This is a genomic window from Mesorhizobium sp. (assembly GCF_017306585.1).
GTDB lineage: Bacteria > Pseudomonadota > Alphaproteobacteria > Rhizobiales > Rhizobiaceae > Mesorhizobium.
The window spans coordinates 19,680-36,923 of the sequence record NZ_JAFKIC010000159.1 but is presented as its reverse complement, the minus strand read 5'-3'; the positions used below and the strand labels follow the sequence as shown (position 1 = coordinate 36,923).

At 65.0% G+C, this 17,244-nt stretch carries 15 protein-coding genes; 7 read left to right on the top strand and 8 right to left on the bottom strand.

Translation table 11 applies throughout. From position 1 onward, the window contains the following. Window positions 1-127 precede the first annotated feature (127 nt). The 8 genes from J0I79_RS18425 to J0I79_RS18390 all read right to left on the bottom strand — a co-directional run bounded on the left by J0I79_RS18425 (window position 128) and on the right by J0I79_RS18390 (window position 8,787). On the bottom strand, window positions 128-2,137 hold the full coding sequence (locus J0I79_RS18425; RefSeq protein WP_292861792.1) for a beta-N-acetylhexosaminidase: 2,010 nt from the start codon (window positions 2,135-2,137) through the stop codon (window positions 128-130). Between the two features lie 23 nt (window positions 2,138-2,160). Then, entirely contained in the window at window positions 2,161-2,637 is a 477-nt protein-coding gene (locus J0I79_RS18420) for a GNAT family N-acetyltransferase (RefSeq protein WP_292861789.1), read from the bottom strand. Between the two features lie 16 nt (window positions 2,638-2,653). Then, on the bottom strand, window positions 2,654-3,589 hold the full coding sequence (locus J0I79_RS18415; RefSeq protein WP_292861786.1) for an ABC transporter ATP-binding protein: 936 nt from the start codon (window positions 3,587-3,589) through the stop codon (window positions 2,654-2,656). Next, on the bottom strand, window positions 3,586-4,395 hold the full coding sequence (locus tag J0I79_RS18410) for an ABC transporter ATP-binding protein (RefSeq protein ID WP_292861783.1): 810 nt from the start codon (window positions 4,393-4,395) through the stop codon (window positions 3,586-3,588). The genes J0I79_RS18415 and J0I79_RS18410 overlap by 4 nt, the downstream gene beginning before the upstream one ends. Beyond that, a complete protein-coding gene (locus J0I79_RS18405) occupies window positions 4,392-5,294 on the bottom strand; it encodes an ABC transporter permease (protein WP_292861780.1) in 903 nt (300 codons plus the stop codon). Before J0I79_RS18405 ends, J0I79_RS18410 begins: the two co-directional genes overlap by 4 nt. Continuing rightward, entirely contained in the window at window positions 5,291-6,274 is a 984-nt protein-coding gene (locus J0I79_RS18400; RefSeq protein WP_292861777.1) for an ABC transporter permease, read from the bottom strand. The genes J0I79_RS18405 and J0I79_RS18400 overlap by 4 nt, the downstream gene beginning before the upstream one ends. Before the next feature lie 162 nt (window positions 6,275-6,436). After that, a complete protein-coding gene (locus tag J0I79_RS18395; RefSeq protein ID WP_292861797.1) occupies window positions 6,437-8,005 on the bottom strand; it encodes an ABC transporter substrate-binding protein in 1,569 nt (522 codons plus the stop codon). Window positions 8,006-8,469: 464 nt separating this feature from the next. Continuing rightward, window positions 8,470-8,787 carry a hypothetical protein gene (locus tag J0I79_RS18390; protein ID WP_366014703.1) on the bottom strand — a complete coding sequence of 106 codons (318 nt, stop codon included), beginning with the start codon at window positions 8,785-8,787 and terminating at the stop codon, window positions 8,470-8,472. A 228-nt stretch (window positions 8,788-9,015) separates the two neighbouring features. Here J0I79_RS18390 and J0I79_RS18385 point away from each other — a divergent pair, with 228 nt between their 5' ends. The 7 genes from J0I79_RS18385 (at window position 9,016) to J0I79_RS18355 (ending at window position 17,244) form a co-directional block, all read left to right on the top strand. Continuing rightward, window positions 9,016-10,014: an ABC transporter permease gene (locus tag J0I79_RS18385; RefSeq protein ID WP_292861774.1), complete on the top strand. Its 999-nt coding sequence runs from the start codon at window positions 9,016-9,018 to the stop codon at window positions 10,012-10,014. Between the two features lie 33 nt (window positions 10,015-10,047). Next, window positions 10,048-11,064 (top strand): sugar ABC transporter substrate-binding protein, encoded by a 1,017-nt coding sequence (locus J0I79_RS18380; protein WP_292861772.1) that lies wholly within the window; start codon window positions 10,048-10,050, stop codon window positions 11,062-11,064. A gap of 12 nt (window positions 11,065-11,076) precedes the next feature. Next, on the top strand, window positions 11,077-13,194 hold the full coding sequence (locus tag J0I79_RS18375; RefSeq protein WP_292861769.1) for an SMP-30/gluconolactonase/LRE family protein: 2,118 nt from the start codon (window positions 11,077-11,079) through the stop codon (window positions 13,192-13,194). Further along, window positions 13,191-14,285, top strand: a complete 1,095-nt coding sequence (locus tag J0I79_RS18370) for a strictosidine synthase (protein ID WP_292861766.1) — start codon at window positions 13,191-13,193, stop codon at window positions 14,283-14,285. Before J0I79_RS18375 ends, J0I79_RS18370 begins: the two co-directional genes overlap by 4 nt. Before the next feature lie 3 nt (window positions 14,286-14,288). Further along, the gene (locus J0I79_RS18365) at window positions 14,289-15,788 is read left to right on the top strand and encodes a sugar ABC transporter ATP-binding protein (protein ID WP_292861763.1); all 1,500 of its coding nucleotides are present in this window, start codon (window positions 14,289-14,291) and stop codon (window positions 15,786-15,788) included. 123 nt (window positions 15,789-15,911) lie between these two features. After that, window positions 15,912-16,808 carry a LysR family transcriptional regulator gene (locus tag J0I79_RS18360; protein WP_292861760.1) on the top strand — a complete coding sequence of 299 codons (897 nt, stop codon included), beginning with the start codon at window positions 15,912-15,914 and terminating at the stop codon, window positions 16,806-16,808. Window positions 16,809-16,956: 148 nt separating this feature from the next. Continuing rightward, window positions 16,957-17,244: a GIY-YIG nuclease family protein gene (locus tag J0I79_RS18355; protein ID WP_292861757.1), complete on the top strand. Its 288-nt coding sequence runs from the start codon at window positions 16,957-16,959 to the stop codon at window positions 17,242-17,244.

Sequence of the window (17,244 nt, the reverse complement as noted above, 5' to 3'; positions counted from 1 at the left end):
CCTCCGCGTCCAGATCGGGTTCGACCGCCAGCTCGACGGGCTGTTCTGGACACACAGCCTGTCGCGCCTGAAACGCGAACGCCTGGTCAAGCGTTACGAAAAGCTGTCGCGGGCGCCGTAGCAGGACTCACGTCGCGCCGTAGAGCACCGGCATCAGCCCCGCGAGCGCCTTGAACCGATCCCAGGATTTCCGCCCCGGCTCGGTCCAGCCGGTTTCGGCAAGCGCCGAGAGGCGCGGAAACACCAGACGGTCGAAGACGGCGCGGTCGGTCATCGGTTCCGACCAGATGCAGCACTGGACGCCGAGGAAATGCTCTTTCTGCGCCTCGCTCCAGCCCTTCACCGGATCGAAGCCGTAAAGCGTTTCGGGTTCGGACCAGCCGGCCCAGGCCGCACCGGGCTCCGACCAGTCGGGGCTGTTGGCCATGTCGAGGTAATAGACCTGGCCGGGATTGACGACCATGTCGTAGCCCTCGCCCGCCAGCGCCGCGCAAACTTCCACGTTGCGCCAGCCATTGAGATAGACCTTGGTCTTGTCGATGACATTGCCGTGCGCCGCCTCTTCCCAGCCGCCGGTGATGCAGCCGCGCGAGGCGAGGAAGGCCTGGATGCGCCCGAGGAACTGCGCCTGCAGCAGTGCCGCGCCCGAACCCTCGATCGCATCGGCGCCATGCGTGTTGGTCACCACGCCGAGCCGCCGCGCATGCGATTGCGCGATCGCCTCGCCGCCGATTTCGCGGAGCCGTTGCAGCGCCTGCGGCGAGCCGGACCAGGCGCCGATCGGAACCTCGTCGGCGCCGACATGGATGATCTTCGAGGGGAAGAGTTCGATCAGCTCGTCGAAGATCGTCTCCAGGACTTGGTACGTCTCCTCGCGCGCCGGATTGAGGCAGTTGTTGGGGAACCCCTGCACCGAGAAATATTCGCCGTGCTCGTCAGGGTCACGCAGCTCCGGCAGCGCCTGCAGCATGGCGTAGCAGTGGCCGGGCACGTCGATCTCCGGCACCACCTCGATGCCGAGCCGGCCGGCCAGCGCGACGATCTCGCGAATGACCGGTTTTGTGTAGTAGCCGCCGCTCCTGCCGGGAGCCGACCCCAGCAGCGGCGGAACCGGCAGGCCATGACCGCGCCAGGCGCCGATCTCGGTCAGCGCCGGATAGGCCGCGATTTCGACCCGCCAGGCCTCGTCGTCCGACAGGTGCCAGTGGAAGCGGTTGAGCTTGTTCCAGGCGAGAATGCGCAGGAACGTCCCGATCTCGGCCGAGGCGTAGAACTGGCGCGCCGCGTCGAGATGGCAGCCGCGCCAGCCGAGCGACGGCTCGTCCTGGATTTCGCCCCGCGCGGGAAACGTGAAGGTCGCCGGATGCTGCCGGGCGCCGCGCAGGATCTGGCCAAGCGTGATCAGCCCATAGAGAAATCCTGTCGCCGTTGCGGCCGAAACCATCGCCGCCTCTGCCGAAAAGGCGATCGCATAGGCCTCCGGGCCGAGCCCGTCCTTCACCGACAGATTTACTGGAAAGCCGCCCTCGGCCGCCGGCCGCACCAACCCTTCGATGGGGAACAGGCTGGCGGTGAGTTCGGCGAAGGCGGCAGTCGCCGCCTCTGCTGCCTTGCCCTGCGGTCTCGGATCGAGACCCGCCGGCGCCGGCAAGGCGCCCGCGACCTCGACACTGCGCGGCCAGGGGATGACCGAGATCGTAACCGGCGCCACGGCAGGCACCGGAAAAGGCTCGGCGCCGCGCTTCGGCGCCGCGTTGACGCCGATTGCCCTGGTCGGCTCGACCCCGATGCGCTGGATGGCGCCGTCGGCCAGGACCACATAGGCGCTGGTGGCGCCGTCGGTCCAATGACGCAAGGGGTAACTCAAGCCGCGCGCCGTCACGGTCCAGGTCGCGCCCGGTTCGAGCACGAAGCCATCCGGCGGCGCGAATTCGGCGTGGTTCGACAGCCGCGCGGTCAACACGCCACCCTCGACCGTGGCGGCCGGATCGATGCGCCCCGGACCGCTGATGCAGAGGCGGAAATTCTCCAGCGGCCGCCGCGAAGCGTTGGTGAGTTTCAGCGAATAGTCCAGCTTGCGTCCGTCGCCCGGAGGCGTCCAGAAACTTTCCAGCCGCAGCGCAAATGTCTCGGTCATTGCAATCTCGTGAAGTGGAAGGGTCAGTCTGATGTCTTCAGAAGGCCGGCATAAATGCCGGGCTCCGAATTGGGGATCGGCATGGCGCCGACCGTGCGTTCGTAGAATTCGGACGGGCCGACATCGCCGATGATGGCGTAGGCATAGCCCATCGCCTTGAGGTCGAGCAGAGAGGCGAGCAACAGCGCGTGGCCGATGCCCTGTCCGCGTGCCGCCTCGTCGACACCGGTCGGGCCGAAGAAACCGCGCGCGATCGATTCATGACAGGCAAAGCCGACCAGCCTGCCCTCCCGCGTCGCCAGGAAACAGGCGAGCGGCTGGCGCATGAAGGAAACCGCCGTCTCGCCCGCCCAGCCCGCGCTGAACGTGCGGCGCACCCAGCCCGTCACCAGCTCGTATTCCGGCGCGAGCGCGCGGCGAATGGTGACCCCGGCCCCGGCGACGCGCGCGTCGAGCGCCGGGTCGGGCTTCAGCAGCGAGAGATTGACCAGATAATCCATTGCAAAGAACCCGATTCTAGGAAGCCGCGCCAAGCGCGCGAACGAAATGGTCCTGCGCGACCTGTTCCACCTCGGCCGAGGCCGGCCGCGAAATGCGCCGTACCTCCTCGGCATGTTTGAGGAAACGCGCGCTGTCGCCCGGCACGAAAGGCCGGTCGGGATCGGGCACGGCGGAAAGCAGGAGCTGCGTATAGGGATGGCGCGGATCGGCGATGACGGCCGTCGTGGCGCCCCACTCCACCATCTGGCCGGCGAACATGACGATGATCTCCTCCGCCACATGGGCGGCGGTGGCGATGTCATGGGTGATGTAGAGCAGCGCCAGGTTCTTCTCGCGCTTGATGCGGGCGAGCAGTTCCAGGATGCCGAGCCGGATCGACACGTCGAGCATGGAAGTCGGCTCGTCGGCGACCAGCACGTCCGGTTGCACGGCAAGCGCGCGCGCTATGTTGACGCGCTGGCGCTGCCCTCCCGACAGTTCGTGCGGGAATTTGTGCGCCGTCACCTCCGGGTCGAGCCCGACGCCGGCAAGCAGTTCGGCCACGCCCCCGGCCAGCGCCGCTTTGCCCTTGGCATGGCCGTGCAGAGCGAGCGGGCGCGCCAGATGATGGTGGACGGTGAACACCGGATTGAGCGAGGCGAAGGGGTCCTGGAACACCATCTGCACCGCACGGCGATAGGCGCGTTCCTCGCCCGCCGTGCCGGCTGCCGTGGCGTCGCGGCCGCGAAAGGTGAGCTTGCCGGAGGTCGGCTGGTCCATGCGCGCGATGATGCGCGCGCAGGTCGTCTTGCCGCAACCGGATTCCCCGACCAGCGCCAGCGCGCGCCCGGGCCGCAGGCCAAGCGAAATGCCGCGCAGCGCCTTGACCTGGCCGAAGCTGCGCTCGATCGCGTCCAGCCGGATCACCGGCTCTGTCTCGGCGGCAACGGCGAGCGAAGGCAGCGCGTTCATGCCAGGGCCTCGCGGGCGCGCGCCGGCAGTTGCGGGATCGCGCCCCACAGCTTGCGCGTATACTCATGCAGCGGCGCGCGGCTCACCTGCCTGACATCGCCGACCTCGACCAGTTCGCCCTTCAGCATCACGCCGATGCGGTGGCAGAGCTGCGCCATCAGATGCAGGTCGTGAGTGATGAACAGCACCGAGAAACCGAGATTGCGCTGCAGATCGATCACCTGTTCGAGGATTTCGCGCTGCACCACCACGTCGAGCGCCGTCGTCGGCTCGTCCATGATGATCAGCTCCGGCTCCAGCGCCAGACAGATGGCGATGACGATGCGCTGGCGCATTCCGCCGCTGAACTGGTGCGGATAGTCGCCGAGCCTGCTGCCCGGAATGCCGACCAGCCTGAACATTGCCTCGGCGCGGGCGCGTGACCGCTCCCGGCTGGCCCCGTTGTGCCGGTGCAGCACGTCATGGAACTGCGCCTCTACCCGCATCAGCGGATTGAGCGAATTCATCGCGCTCTGGAACACCATGCCGATGCGCCGCCAGCGCACCTTCTGCAGGCTGGCCTCGTTCAGGCGCAGAAGGTCCTGGCCGTCGAGCAGGATCTCGCCGCCCGCCACCCATGCCGGCGCCTTGGCCAGCCGCGTAATCGCATAGGCGATGGTGCTCTTGCCGCAGCCGGATTCGCCGGCGAGCCCGAACAACTCGCCACGGCCGATGTCGAAGGAGACGTTCTTGACCGCGCGGAAGGCGCCCTTGTCGGTCAGGTAGTCGACGCAGAGGTCGCGGACTTGCAACAGGGGTTTGTTCACCGCGCCGCCTCCAGTTCGCGCCGGCGCAGACGCGTCAGCCACATCCAGCGCGACAGCGCCGGGCCGGAACGGAGCTGCGGGTTGGCAATCTCGTCGAAGGTGAAGTTGAGCAGCGCCAGCCCGAGCCCGACCAGCGCGATGCCGAGCGCCGGCGCGCCGATGTCCCACCAGGCGCCGACGATGATGGCCGAGGAATTCTGCGCATTGTAGAGCATGGTGCCCCAGGTGACGTTGAGCGGATCGCCGAAGCCGAGATATTCGAGCGTGGTCTGCGCCACGATGGCGTAGATGATCGAGCCGACGACGTTGATGCCGATCAGCGGCACCAGATTGGGCAGGATCTCCACGAAGATGATGCGCCAGCTGGGCTCGCCGACCATGCGCGCGGCGGTGACGAATTCGCGGTTGCGCAGCGCCAGGGTCTGCGCCCGCGTCATGCGCGCTCCCCAGGGCCAGGACGTCAGCGCGATGATGGTCATGATGGCGAGCGGCCCGACCGTTCCGGCGAAGGACGCCAGGAGGATGAGCAGCGGGATGTTGGGAATGACCAGCACCGCGTTGGTGGCAAGGTCGAGCGTCGCGTCGACGCGGCCGCCGAAATAGCCCGATATCAGCCCGATGACGGTGCCGAGCGCGGTGATCGCCAGCCCGGTGGCGAAACCGACGGCCAGCGATGGCCGCGCGCCCCAGACGAACTGCGCATAGACGTCGCGGCCCATCTTGGTGGTGCCGAAATAATGCTCAGCTGTCGGCGGCTGATGCGAACGGCCGACGCGCGCGCCGGGGTCGGACGGCGCCAGGACCGGCGCCAGGATCGCCATAAGGCAGAGCGCCACGACAATGGCGAGCCCGGCCACCGCCTTCTTCTGCCGCAGCAACAGATGCAGCCCGAACCTCATGCGCGTTGCTCCCCGATGCGCGGATCGACGACGCCATAGACGATGTCGACCAGCAGGTTGGCGCCAAGCGTGGCGAGCGTCATCAGCAGCAGCTGGCCCTGGATGACCGGATAGTCGCGCGCCACGCTGGCCGTGAACAGGGTCAGCCCGAGGCCGGGATAGTTGAAGACGATCTCGGTGACGATCGAGCCGCCGAAGACCGCGCCCAGCATCAGCGCCAGATTGGTCAGCACCGGCAGCATGGCGTTGCGCGCGGCGTAGGAGAACATCACCGCCGTCTCCGACAGGCCCTTGGCGCGGCCCATGGTGACATAGTCCTCGCCAAGCACCGAGATCATCGAGGAGCGCATCGTGGTCTGGAACTCGCCGATCATATAGGGCGACAGGGTCAGCACCGGCATGATCGCGTGCCAGAACACGCTGCCGAGGAAGGTGAAATTGAAGCCGGGATCGAGATCGGGATTATAGGCATAGCCGACCGGGAACCAGCGCAGCGTCACGCCGAAGGTGAACAGCGTGGCGAGCGCGATGATGACCGGAGGAATGGCGATCAGCACGACGGAAAACGGCGAGACGAACGCATCGAAGCGTCCGCCTCGCCGCCAGGCTGCCACTGCACCGAGGGAGACACCGATGCAGAGGGAAAACAGGATGGCGCAGGTCACCAGCAGCGCCGTCCAGCCGGCGGAGCGGGCCAGCACCTGGGTCACCGTCTGCGGATAGTATTTGACCGAAACGCCAAGGTCGAAGGTCGCCAGTCCCTTGATGTAGTCGACGAACTGCAGCCAGACCGGCTCCTGGACGGCGCCGAAACGGGCCTTGATCGCCTCGATGGCCGCCGGCGTGGCGCGCGGTCCGAGCTGCGCGATCATCGAGTCGACCGGGCTTCCCGGCATCAGCCTGGGAAGCGTGAAGTTCACGACGATGGCAAACAGGAAGGCGGCGAAATAGACGCCCAGCCGCCGAAGAGGTATCCGCATCGTCATTCCCCGTTTGTCTCCACGTCGACCGGAGCGACAAGCAGTGCGCGCAGGAGACTACCCTGATCTGCCTCGCCTGCCATCTCCCTGTACAATCCAGCCCTTGTGCAAATCCGGCCGCCCTCCCCCTCGCGGTCAGGAAGGGGAAGGCGGCTCAGCCATTCATTGCACCGGCTTCAGCCGCAGGAGATGCATCAGGCGCATGCGGTTGTTGTCGTGGTTCTCGGGGTTCATCACCGGCTCGTCCTTGGTCACCCAGCCGGTGAAGCGCTTGGTGGAGTACTGGTACCAGGTCGGGCCGTTGAACACCGGCACGACGGGGAAATCGTCGGCGATGATCACCTGCACCTGGTCGAACAGCTTCTTGCGCTCCTCATCCGTGGTCGCTTTGCGGTAGGCGTCGAAGACCTTGTCGAGCTCGGGATTGGAGTAGCGCGAGTCCGCGTGGACGATGCGTCCGGCGAACGCCGTCGACAGTGTCTGGTAGTAGCCGCGGAACGGCGTCGGCCCGTCGGGGCGCGAATTCATGACCGTGTCGAAGGACCCGTCCAGCAGTTGCTTCTGCCATTGCTCGTATTCCGGCGTGGCGACGGACGCATTCACACCGATCTTGCGCAGGCCTTCGGTCGCGATCTGCACGGCGTCGATCCAGTCGGTCCAGCCATTCGGCACGATGATGACGAAGCTTATAGGCTGCCCCTTCGGCGTCGTGCGGAAGCCGTCGGCGCCCTTCTTGTAGCCGGCATCGTCCAGCACCTTGTTGGCCTTGTCGACGTCGTAGGTCATCCAGACGTCCTTGTCGCCCTCGGCCGCCTTGTTGCGCCAGCTGTCGAAGCGCGGCGGCAGGCCGCTCGCATGCAGGTTGACGACGGGATAACCGAAGCCGGCGATGTCGACCATCGAGGTGCGGTCCATGGCCAGGCTGAAGGCATGGCGGAAATTGATGTCCTTGAAAGCTTCCAGGTTGCCGGGCTTGTCGGTCTTGAAATTCATCTCGAAGGCAATGGTTTCCGCCGGCGGCTGCCAGTAGCCATTATGGTCCTTGTCGAGCCCGACATAGGTCTTGTCGATCTCCGGCAGGAAGGAGCCGATCCAGTCCATCTCGCCCTGGGGCAGCAGCGCCAGCATCTGGTCGTTGCCTGATATCTGCGGAAGCTTCAGGCAGTCGACATGCAGCGAGGCGGCATCCCAATAGTTCGGATTGCGGCACTGCTCGTAGACCTGCGGCGTGAAGCGCCGGACCTCGGTCATCGGTCCCGAGCCGACGGGCGTCTCGTTCTTGAAGGCCAGCGGGTCCTTGATGTCCTTCCAGATGTGTTCGGGAACGACCGGGAAGTCGGCCAGCGATTCCGGGAAATGCGTGTCGACATCCTTGAGGTTGATCTTGACCTCGGTCGGCGAAGGCGCCTCCACCGAAGCCACGCTCTCGCCGACGCCGACGATGTCGACGGCCGGGTTCTTCAGCATCAGGTCCAGCGTGTACTTCATGTCGGCCGAGGTCAGCGGCTGGCCGTCCGACCATTTGACGCCGTCGCGCAGCGTGTAGGTGATCGACTTCAGATCATCGGAGAATTTGTAGGCTGTCGCCAGCCGGTAGATCGGCTTGCCGCCGTCATAGTCGTTGAAGATGACCAGTGGCTCGTAGACGAAATCCATCGTGCTCTGGCGGCGCCCGCCGAGATCGAACGGATTGAAGTTCTGCACCCAGCTCGTCTGCTCCTCGATATGCATGGCAAGCACGGATTCGGCGGCCGCCGGCCTGGTCGCCGAGGCAAAGGCCGATGAAACAGCCGCCGCGCCGGCAAGCGCGAAGAACAGCCGCCGGCTGATCGTCCCGCGCCCGAAAGCGGCGGCACGCAATGATTCCCTGACGTGTGGTGATTGTACGCGACCCAGCATCTTTCTCCTCCCTGAGCAGACTGGCCATGATGTAAATCAAATTGATTTAATCGCAGGCCAAGGCAAGCGTCAACCCTGTATCGGGACATACGCACAGGCCTCGTCTGGAGTAGAACAGCGCCGGATCAGGCGCCAAATAGGAGAAGATCAATCCTTGGCCGCCAAGGGCGGAACGCATCCCGCCGACGATGCGCCTGACAGCTCAAGGCAATCCCCTGTCCGTTCGGCAACATGCGCCTTGGGACACGGCGGCCAGACCGCCGGCATGAAAATTGAGTGCGCGCAGCGAGCGCCGCCTACTTCCCGCAGTGGTGATCGTTGATGTGGTTGATCGCGTTCGCGTCCGGACCTACCCGGTCGTAGGAGCATGGACCGGCGCCCGTGGTGAATAGCTGCTGATCATAATAGCGCGGACCGCCGAACAGGAAGTCGAAGAGATTGTCATCGGCCGGAACATAGCGCTGTTGGTCGGCCTGGTGCTGCTTGTAATGCCTGGTTCCGGCGAGTGCCGAGGAAGCCGCGCCGCAACCCACGGCCAGGGCAAGAACGCAGATCGCAAGCGATTTAATGGTCATCGGCAACACCTCTTCACTGTCCTCGATTCCATCATACATCGAAAATCGCCAACGCCACAAAAGTTCCCTTTGCAGCGATCCGACCCGCGACGCCGCATGCATCCGGATCGAACTGCACAGCGCATCAGAAAATCGAAATTGCCCCTGCCGCGCCCAGCCGCAATGGTGCCCGGGGAGACAGCCGCCTTAAAGGCTGTGGAGGATTGCGGAGCGGCAAAGCCGCCCGGACGGACGCCGCCTGAAACGGGCGGCAAGGGAGGAATGGAGTTGGCTGGTTCGGGCGGATCCGACGGCGGTCGCATGGGCATCAAGGTGTCCCAGGAGATCGTTGTCGTTGCGATATCGGTCATTCTCGTTCTCGTCTTCTCCGCGACGCTCAACAATTTCCTGAGCCAGGGCAACATCATCGCCATCCTGAAGAACGTCTCGATCCTCGGCACGCTTGCCGTGGGCATGGGCTTCATCGTCGTCGGCCGCGGCATCGATCTCACCATGGTGGCGGTGATGGTGGTTGGCGTCGCCTTCTCGATCTGGATTTCCACCTGGGGCATCGATTTCACGCTCGCGATCATCTGCGGCGCGCTGCTCGCCGCCGCGATCGGCCTGTTCACCGGCATCATGGTGGCGATCGCCGAAATCCCGCCGATCTTCGCCACACTGGCCATCGCCTCCTCGGTCTACGGCTCCGGCCGCATCGTCTTCGCTTCCGACGTGCTCTATGCCCCGTCCAACATCGGCTGGCTGAAATTCGTCGGCAGCGGCACCATCCTCGGCATTCCGATGTCGGTGGTCATCTTCGGTGCGGTCGCCGCGCTGATGGGATTCTTCCTGCGCAAGACCCGCTTCGGCCGCCTCGTCTACGCCACCGGCGACAATCCCAACGCGGCCCGCACGACAGGCCTGCCGACGCGCCCGATCATCGTGACGCAATATGTCATCAGCGCGCTGATCGCCTTCACCGCCGGCATCATCATGCTGGGGCTGGTCACCGGCATCGACACGCGTCTCTACAATTCGAGCCTGATCTACGACGTGCTGCTGGTCGTGGTGCTCGGCGGCATCGGCCTTTCCGGCGGCCAGGGCGGCGTGCGCAACGTCATCGCCGGCACCATCCTGGTCGGCATCCTGACCAACGGCATGACGATCCTGAACTTCAGCTACACCAGCCAGAACCTGATCAAGAGCGTGATCCTGCTGGGCGCGCTGGCGATCGACGCCATCATCAATCCGCGCGACGAGCAGACCTCGCAGAGCGGCGACATCTGAAACAACAACCCACATCAAATCAGGGAGGAAACCATGAAGATTCTCAAGAACTGCCTGCTGGCGGGGCTGACCGCCCTCACACTGCTGGGCGCGGCGCAGGTCGCCGGCGCGCAGGAGACCGACCAGGTCGGCCGCTCGACCTATCTCGAGTCGCTCAAGGGCAAGAAGGTCATCTTCGTGCCGATCTCGCAGGGCATGGACTTGAACCAGGCCTGGGTGGTCGTCTGGCAGCGCCACGCCGCCCGCTACGGCTTCACGCTGGAAGTGCGCGATCCCTCCGGCGACACCAATGCCGGCATCCGCGCCATGCAGGGCGCCATCGCCGAGAAGCCGGACCTGATCATCGTGCAGAACCCCGACGTGCAGACCTATGCGCGCCTTCTCAAGCAGGCGCAGGCCGCCGGCATCAAGGTGTTGCAGGTCAACATGCAGTCGGCGACCCAGACCGATTCCTATGTCGGCAATGACTGGATCGAGATGGGCCGCCTCGAAATGGGCGAACTGGCCAAGCACTGCACCGGCCCCAACGCCGTTTCGCACAAGGTCGTGTGGCTGGCCGGCGTCCAGACCGGTGCCGCCAACATCTATATGCGCACCGGCATAGACGAGGTGCTGAAAGCCAATCCCGAGCTGCAGCTCGTCTCCGACCAGCCGGCCGACTACATGAGCGAGAAGGCCCGCCAGATCACCGAGACCGTGCTCCAGCAGCATCCGGATCTCTGCGGCATCATGGGCATCTGGGACAATGCCGAAGTCGGCGCGGGCGCCGCCGTCGTTGCCGCCGGCAAGCAGGACCAGGTCACCATCGTCACCAACGGCGCCGGCAGCGCCACGGGTTGCGAGAGCATCAAGAACGGCCTGCTCGACGTGATCTTCAACTTCAACGCGCCGATCCAGGCCGAGATCGCCGCGCAGCAGATTTCCGAACTGCTGCAGCAGCCCGGCCGCAAGGCCGGCAGCGAGAAGACCATCTTCTTCGGCCCGATCACCCGCGTCGACAAGACCAACGCGACCGGCAGGAACTGCTGGAAGCTCGACGAGCTCAAGTAACGGACTGCCTTGATGAGCATGGCCGAAAGCCTTGTGCGCTGGCGCTACCGCCTCCTCCCCGACCATGTGGTCGGGGAGATCCTGACCAAGAAGTGGATCGACAGCGTCATCCCCTTCACGGCGCTGGTGATCCTGTGCGCGATCTTCGGCACGATCGTGCCGGGCTTCTTCGACCTGACGACGCTGACCAATCTCAGCGGCCAGACCGCCGAGCTTGGTCTGGTCGTGCTCGGCATGACCATCGTCATGGTCTCGGGCGGCATCGACCTGTCGGTCGGCTCGACCTTCGCGCTCGCCGTGCTGGTCACCCTCTACGGCATGAATGTCGAGCAGTGGAGCTTCGGCACCGGCCTGCTCGCGTGCCTGGGCCTCGGCGTCGTCTGCGGCGCCATCAACGGCTTCCTGGTCGGCTTCCTGCGCATGCGGGCGTTCCTCACCACGCTGGTCACGCTCATCATCTACCGCTCGACCTTCGACATCGTCTTTCCGCAAGTCTCGACGCCGATCGTCACCAGCGGCCCAGACTCGCCGGCCTATGACTTCCTCGGCTTCGGCACGGTCTGGGGCGTGCCGACTTCCTTCGTCGTCTTCGTCGTGATCGCACTGGCGATCCACCTCGTGCTGTCGCGTGCCCGCTATGGCTGGCGGCTGTTCGCGGTCGGCGGCGCACGCCGATCCGCCTACAATGCCGGCATCAATGTGCGCTTCACCCTGTTCAGCGCCTATGTGCTGTGCTCGGTGCTGGTCGCGCTCTCCGGCTTCTTCTTCTCGGCCCGCATCGGCAGTGCCGCTTCAGATATCGGAACCGGGCTCGAACTGCAGGTGCTCACCGCGACAGTGCTTGGCGGCATTTCGCTGGGCGGCGGACGCGGCTCGGTGGCCAAGGCGCTGATGGGCACGATCTTCGTGCTCGTCCTGTCCAACAGCCTGCTCGCGCTCGCCGTGCCCGGCCCAGTCAACTTCCTGATCCTCGGCTTCGTGCTGCTGCTGTCGGTGCTGCTCGACGTGCGCTGGGTCAAGAACCGCCACAAGATCCTGCGCAGCGTCTACATCTCGCCGACCTTCGCCAAGATGCCACAGGCGATCTCGACCGCGCCCGGCGCGCCGATGGCCGTCAATGACCGGCTGAAGGATGTCGGCGTCATCGGCCTCGGCTTCCTCGACGGCGCCGAGGATGTGATCTTCGACCGCCAGGACCGCCTCTACACCGGCAGCCGCCAGGGCGACATCCTGCGCTTCCAGCCGCCGCATTACACCGAGAGCGAGGTGTTCGCCCATATTGGCGGCTCGCCGCTCGGCATGGCCTTCGACCGCGACGACAATCTCGTCATCTGCGTCGCCGGCATGGGCCTCTACCGGGTTTCTCCCGCCGGCGAGGTGAAGCTGCTCACCGCCGAGACCAACCGCTCGCTGACATCGGTCGTCGACGACTCGACCATGAAGCTCGCCGACGATTGCGACATCCTGCCCGACGGCCGCATCGTCTTCTCCGAGGCCACCGTGCGCTTCGAGATGCACGACTGGTATGCCGACGCGCTGGAGAGCCGTGGCAATGGACGCATCATCGTCCACGATCCCAAGACCGGTTCAACGCGCACGCTCTTGTCGAACCTCGTCTTTCCCAACGGCATCTGCACGGCCTTCGACGGCCAGTCGGTGCTGTTCGCCGAAAGCTGGGCCTGCCGCATCAGCCGCTACTATTTCGACGGCCCCAAGAAGGGCAAGGTGGAGCGTGTCCTCGAAGGATTGCCGGGCTATCCCGACAACATCAACCGCGCCTCCGACGGCACCTACTGGCTGGCGCTGATGGGCATGCGCACGCCGGCGCTGGACCTGTCGCTCGAAATGCCGGGCTTTCGCCGCCGCATGGCGCGGCGCGTATCGGAAGACGCCTGGCTGATGCCCAACCTCAACACCGGTTGCGTGCTGCGCTTCGACGAGAACGGCCAGATCCTCGAAAGCCTGTGGGACCAGGCCGGCGAGAAGCACCCGATGATCACCTCGATGCGCGAGCACAAGGGCACGCTCTATCTCTGCGGCATCTTCAACAACCGCATGGGCACCTTGCCCCTGAAGGGCGTCGACCCGAACTGGTTCAGCTCGGATTCCTACTGGGGCAAGAAGCCATGAGCGCCGTGAGCCGGCTTTTCGACCGCTTTCTCGGCCGCGGCGACTGGGCCGTGACCGTGCCGACATTGGACGGCCCGCTGCTGCCCAACCAGGCGCTGGAGGAAGCCGAGCCGTTCGCCGGCCTTGCCGAGGCCGACAACCTGGTGCGCACCGACAAAGGCGTATTGGCCAGCAGCGCGAACCGGCTGATGCGCTTCGGCGCCGACGGCCATGCCGAGGCGCTGCAGGAATTTCCGGGCGAGATCACGGCACTGGCCCATGCGCGGGGCATGACCGCCCTGGCGATCGACGGCAAGGGCGTCGCCATCCGCGGCGGCTTGCATGACGGACGCGAACCCACGGGCGACGAGGCGCGCAGGCTGTCCTGCGTCACCGCCCTCACCTTCCTCGACTCCAACAGCCTGCTGATCGCCAATGGCTCGGCTTCGCTGCCTGCTGGCGGCTGGCGCCGCGACCTGATGGAGAAGAACGCTTCCGGGTCGCTCTGGCGCCTCGACCTCAAGAGCGGCCGGCTCGACCTGATCCGCGACGGCCTCGCCTGGCCCGCCGGCATCGCCACGACAGGCTCCAACCGCGTCTATGTCTCAGAGGCCTGGCGACACCGCGTGCTGGCGATCGACCTCGCCACCAAGGCGACAGTGACGGTACTGGAGCACCTGCCCGCCTACCCCGCCCGCATCGCGCCCGCCTTCAACGCCGGTTACTGGCTGAGCTTCTATTCCGTGCGCAATCAGCTGGTCGAGTTCATCCTGCGCGAGGAAACCTACCGCAAGCGCATGCTGGCCGAGGTTCCGGAAGCTTACTGGATGGCGCCGTCTCTCGGCTCATGGCGCGACTACCGCGAACCGATGCAGGGCAGCCAGCTCAAGCAGATGAACGTGCTGAAGCCCTACGCGGTCACGAGATCCTACGGGCTGGTTGTCCATTGCGACCAGAACATGAAGCCGCTGTCGAGTTTCCATTCACGCGCCGACGGCAAGGTGCATGGCACGCTGAGCGTCTGCGAGGCCGGAGACGACCTGCTTGTCGCCTCGCGCGGCGGCGCCAGGATCGTGCGCGTGGCCGGCGCCGCCAGCGGCAAGCGGGGTTAAGCGATGTCCGACGCCAACATCATCGAACTGAGGGGCGCGGCCAAGGCCTTCTCGCGCATCCCGGCCTTCAAGAATGTCGATTTCGACCTGCGCAAGGGCGAAATCCACGCGCTTCTCGGCGAAAACGGCGCCGGCAAGTCGACGCTGACCAAGGTCATGGCCGGCGTCTTCAAGCTGACCGAAGGGAAGATGTTCTTCGACGGCAAGGAGGTCTCTTTCTCGGCGCCCGCAGAAGCATTGCGCGCGGGCATCGCCATGGTGTTCCAGGAAACCAACCTGGTGCCGGCCATGACCGTGGCGCAGAACCTCTATCTCGGCGAAGAGAAGATGTTCAACCGGCTGCGCGGCCTCTACATCCAGGCGCGCCAGTTCCTCGCCGGCATGGGTTTTCAGGTCGACCCGACCGCGCAGGTGAGCACGCTGGGCGCGGCGCACAAGCAGATGGTCGAGATCGCGCGCGCCGTCCACCACAAGGCCCGTGTGATCATCTTCGACGAGCCGACCGCGACGCTGACGCCGGAAGAAAAGAGCCACTTCTTCAACCTCCTGCAGCGGCTGGTGAAGGAAGGCATCGCGGTGATCTTCATCACCCATGCGCTGGAAGAAGCGCTTGCGGTCGCCAACCGCATCACCGTCATGCGCGACGGCGAGATCGTCGCATCCGGCGAAGCCAAGGGTTTTACACGCGCCTCGATCGTTCAGGCCATGGTCGGCCGCACGCTGACCGAGACGCTGCATGGCGAGGTCAAGCGCACGGCGCGCCCCTATGGCGACAAGGTGCTTTCAGTCGAGAACCTGTCCTGCGCCGGGCTGGTGCGCAACTCGTCCTTCTCGGTATTCTCGGGCCAGGTCACCGGCATGTTCGGGCTTGTCGGCGCCGGGCGAACCGAGATGGCCAAGGTCGTCGCCGGCCTGTTGAAGCGCAACATCTTCCATGGCGGCGAAATCCGCCTGCTCGGCAAGTCGGTGCGCTACCGCGTGCCGAGGCCGGCGGTGCGCGACGGCATCGTCTATGTCACGGAGGATCGCAAACTCGACGGCTTCTTCGAAACCATGACGGCGGGCGAGAACCTGCAGATCGGCGAACTGACCGAGGGCGCCAACCCGGTCTCGATGGTATCGCTGGCGCGCGCCAGGCAGCTTGCCCGGGAATGGGGTGAGCGCCTGAGCCTCCGGCAGACCAGCGACCGCGCCCGCATGATCGAACTCTCCGGCGGCAACCAGCAAAAGGTCGTGATCGCCAAGTCGCTGATCCAGAAGCCGAGGCTGGTGATTTTCGACGAGCCGACGCGCGGCGTCGACGTCGGTGCCATCGTCGAGATCCACCAGCTGATCAGCGACCTTGCCGACCAGGGCATGGCCGTCGTCGTCATTTCCTCCTATCTGCCTGAGATCCTTGCGGTTTCCGACCGTATCCTGGTCGTCAAGCGCGGCCGCGTGGTGGAAGAGATGATGCTGTCGGAGGCAACCGAGGAACGCGTCATGTTCGCCGCGGTGCATTGAGCACCCTCGACGCTGGAAACGCCTTGCCGGCTAAGCCAGGACCAATGGTTGGCCCGGCCCTATTGCCTTGCAATCGCTTGCGCGTCTGAATAGGTCAGGAGGTCACCTGTTACCTGAACGGACATGTCCAGCATCAACCTCAAACTTCTGCAGACGTTCCTGCTTGCCGCCGAAAACGGCAGCTTCCGTCGCGCTGCCGAAGAGAGCAACCGCTCGCCATCGGCCGTCTCCATGCAGATCCGCGACCTCGAAGAGCAGATCGGCATCTCGCTGTTCATCCGCACCGCGCAACGCGCCAGCCTGACGCCCGAGGGCCAGGTGCTGTTCGAGGAGATTGCCAATGCGATGTCGCAGGTGCAGTCCAGCCTCGACCGGCTGACCGAGATCGCCGCGCGGCGCAAGGGCAAGGTGCAGATCGCCTGCGCGCCCACCCTTGCGGCAAGCCGGCTGGGCGACATACTGGCGACGTTCAAGCTGCGCTATCCCCGCTCCATCGTCGAGGTGATCGAACTGCCGCCGCAGGCCGCGCTCAGCCTGCTGCAGCAGCAGGAGGTCGAGTTCTACATCGGCCCGGAACTGCCTAACCTCACCGACTTCCAGTTCGAGTCCATCCTCGACGATCCGCTGATGGCCTGCATCCCCACCGAAATCTACGGCGGCGAGAAGAAGTTGCTTCTATCCGACCTGCAGCGCTTTCCGCTCATCCTGCTCAATCGCAAGACGGCGGTGCGCGGTCTCGTCGACCGGCTGACGGCGGCGGAAGGCATCGAGCTCAAGCCGCAATACGAGGTTGAAAGCGCGCAGACGGCGGTGGCGCTGGTGTCGTCGGGCCTGGGCGTCTGCGTGGTGCCCGGCATCGCCATCTCGCGCAACGACGAACGCATGCGCGTGGTGCCCATCGACCATCGTGACGCCCACCGCTCCGTCGGCATCATCACCGCGCGCGGCTACGTGCACCACTCCTTCTCCGAACAGCTGATGAACCTCATCCGCACCAATTTGCGCGAACTGGCTGGTTAGGCGCCGCCGAGCCCTACCCTTCGTCATCCTAGGGCGGAGCAAGGAGCGAAGCGACGCGCGCAGACCCTAGGATCCATTCCGTGACGTCGGTCGAAAAATGCTGCGGTCCAGGATAGAAGGCGCTCGCTTTGACAGCTAACGTCAATCCATGACCGGCTATGTCTACATGACGTCGAGCAAAAAGCGCGGCACAATCTATATCGGCGTCACCAATGATCTTGGCCGCCGTATGCCCGAACATAAGTCCGGGCAAGGGTCGCAATTCACCAGTCGCTACGGCGTTCAGCGGCTGGTCTGGTATGAGGAATATTTCGATATCACTGATGCTATTCAGCGAGAAAAATCACTGAAGCGCTGGGCAAGGCAGTGGAAGATTGAGCTCATCGAGAAAGCGAATCCAGATTGGTTTGAGCTTTTCCGCGGAACCGGGTGGTGA

Excerpts from the sequence above, each read along its gene's own strand:
- J0I79_RS18425 (WP_292861792.1), bottom strand. The coding sequence starts at position 2,137 with ATGACCGAGACATTTGCGCTGCGGCTGGAAAGTTTCTGGACGCCTCCG.
- J0I79_RS18420 (WP_292861789.1), bottom strand. The coding sequence starts at position 2,637 with ATGGATTATCTGGTCAATCTCTCGCTGCTGAAGCCCGACCCGGCGCTC.
- J0I79_RS18415 (WP_292861786.1), bottom strand. The coding sequence starts at position 3,589 with ATGAACGCGCTGCCTTCGCTCGCCGTTGCCGCCGAGACAGAGCCGGTG.
- J0I79_RS18405 (WP_292861780.1), bottom strand. The coding sequence starts at position 5,294 with ATGAGGTTCGGGCTGCATCTGTTGCTGCGGCAGAAGAAGGCGGTGGCC.
- J0I79_RS18400 (WP_292861777.1), bottom strand. The coding sequence starts at position 6,274 with ATGCGGATACCTCTTCGGCGGCTGGGCGTCTATTTCGCCGCCTTCCTG.
- J0I79_RS18395 (WP_292861797.1), bottom strand. The coding sequence starts at position 8,005 with ATGCATATCGAGGAGCAGACGAGCTGGGTGCAGAACTTCAATCCGTTC.
- J0I79_RS18390 (WP_366014703.1), bottom strand. The coding sequence starts at position 8,787 with ATGTATGATGGAATCGAGGACAGTGAAGAGGTGTTGCCGATGACCATT.
- J0I79_RS18380 (WP_292861772.1), top strand. The coding sequence starts at position 10,048 with ATGAAGATTCTCAAGAACTGCCTGCTGGCGGGGCTGACCGCCCTCACA.
- J0I79_RS18375 (WP_292861769.1), top strand. The coding sequence starts at position 11,077 with ATGAGCATGGCCGAAAGCCTTGTGCGCTGGCGCTACCGCCTCCTCCCC.
- J0I79_RS18370 (WP_292861766.1), top strand. The coding sequence starts at position 13,191 with ATGAGCGCCGTGAGCCGGCTTTTCGACCGCTTTCTCGGCCGCGGCGAC.
- J0I79_RS18365 (WP_292861763.1), top strand. The coding sequence starts at position 14,289 with ATGTCCGACGCCAACATCATCGAACTGAGGGGCGCGGCCAAGGCCTTC.
- J0I79_RS18360 (WP_292861760.1), top strand. The coding sequence starts at position 15,912 with ATGTCCAGCATCAACCTCAAACTTCTGCAGACGTTCCTGCTTGCCGCC.
- J0I79_RS18355 (WP_292861757.1), top strand. The coding sequence starts at position 16,957 with ATGACCGGCTATGTCTACATGACGTCGAGCAAAAAGCGCGGCACAATC.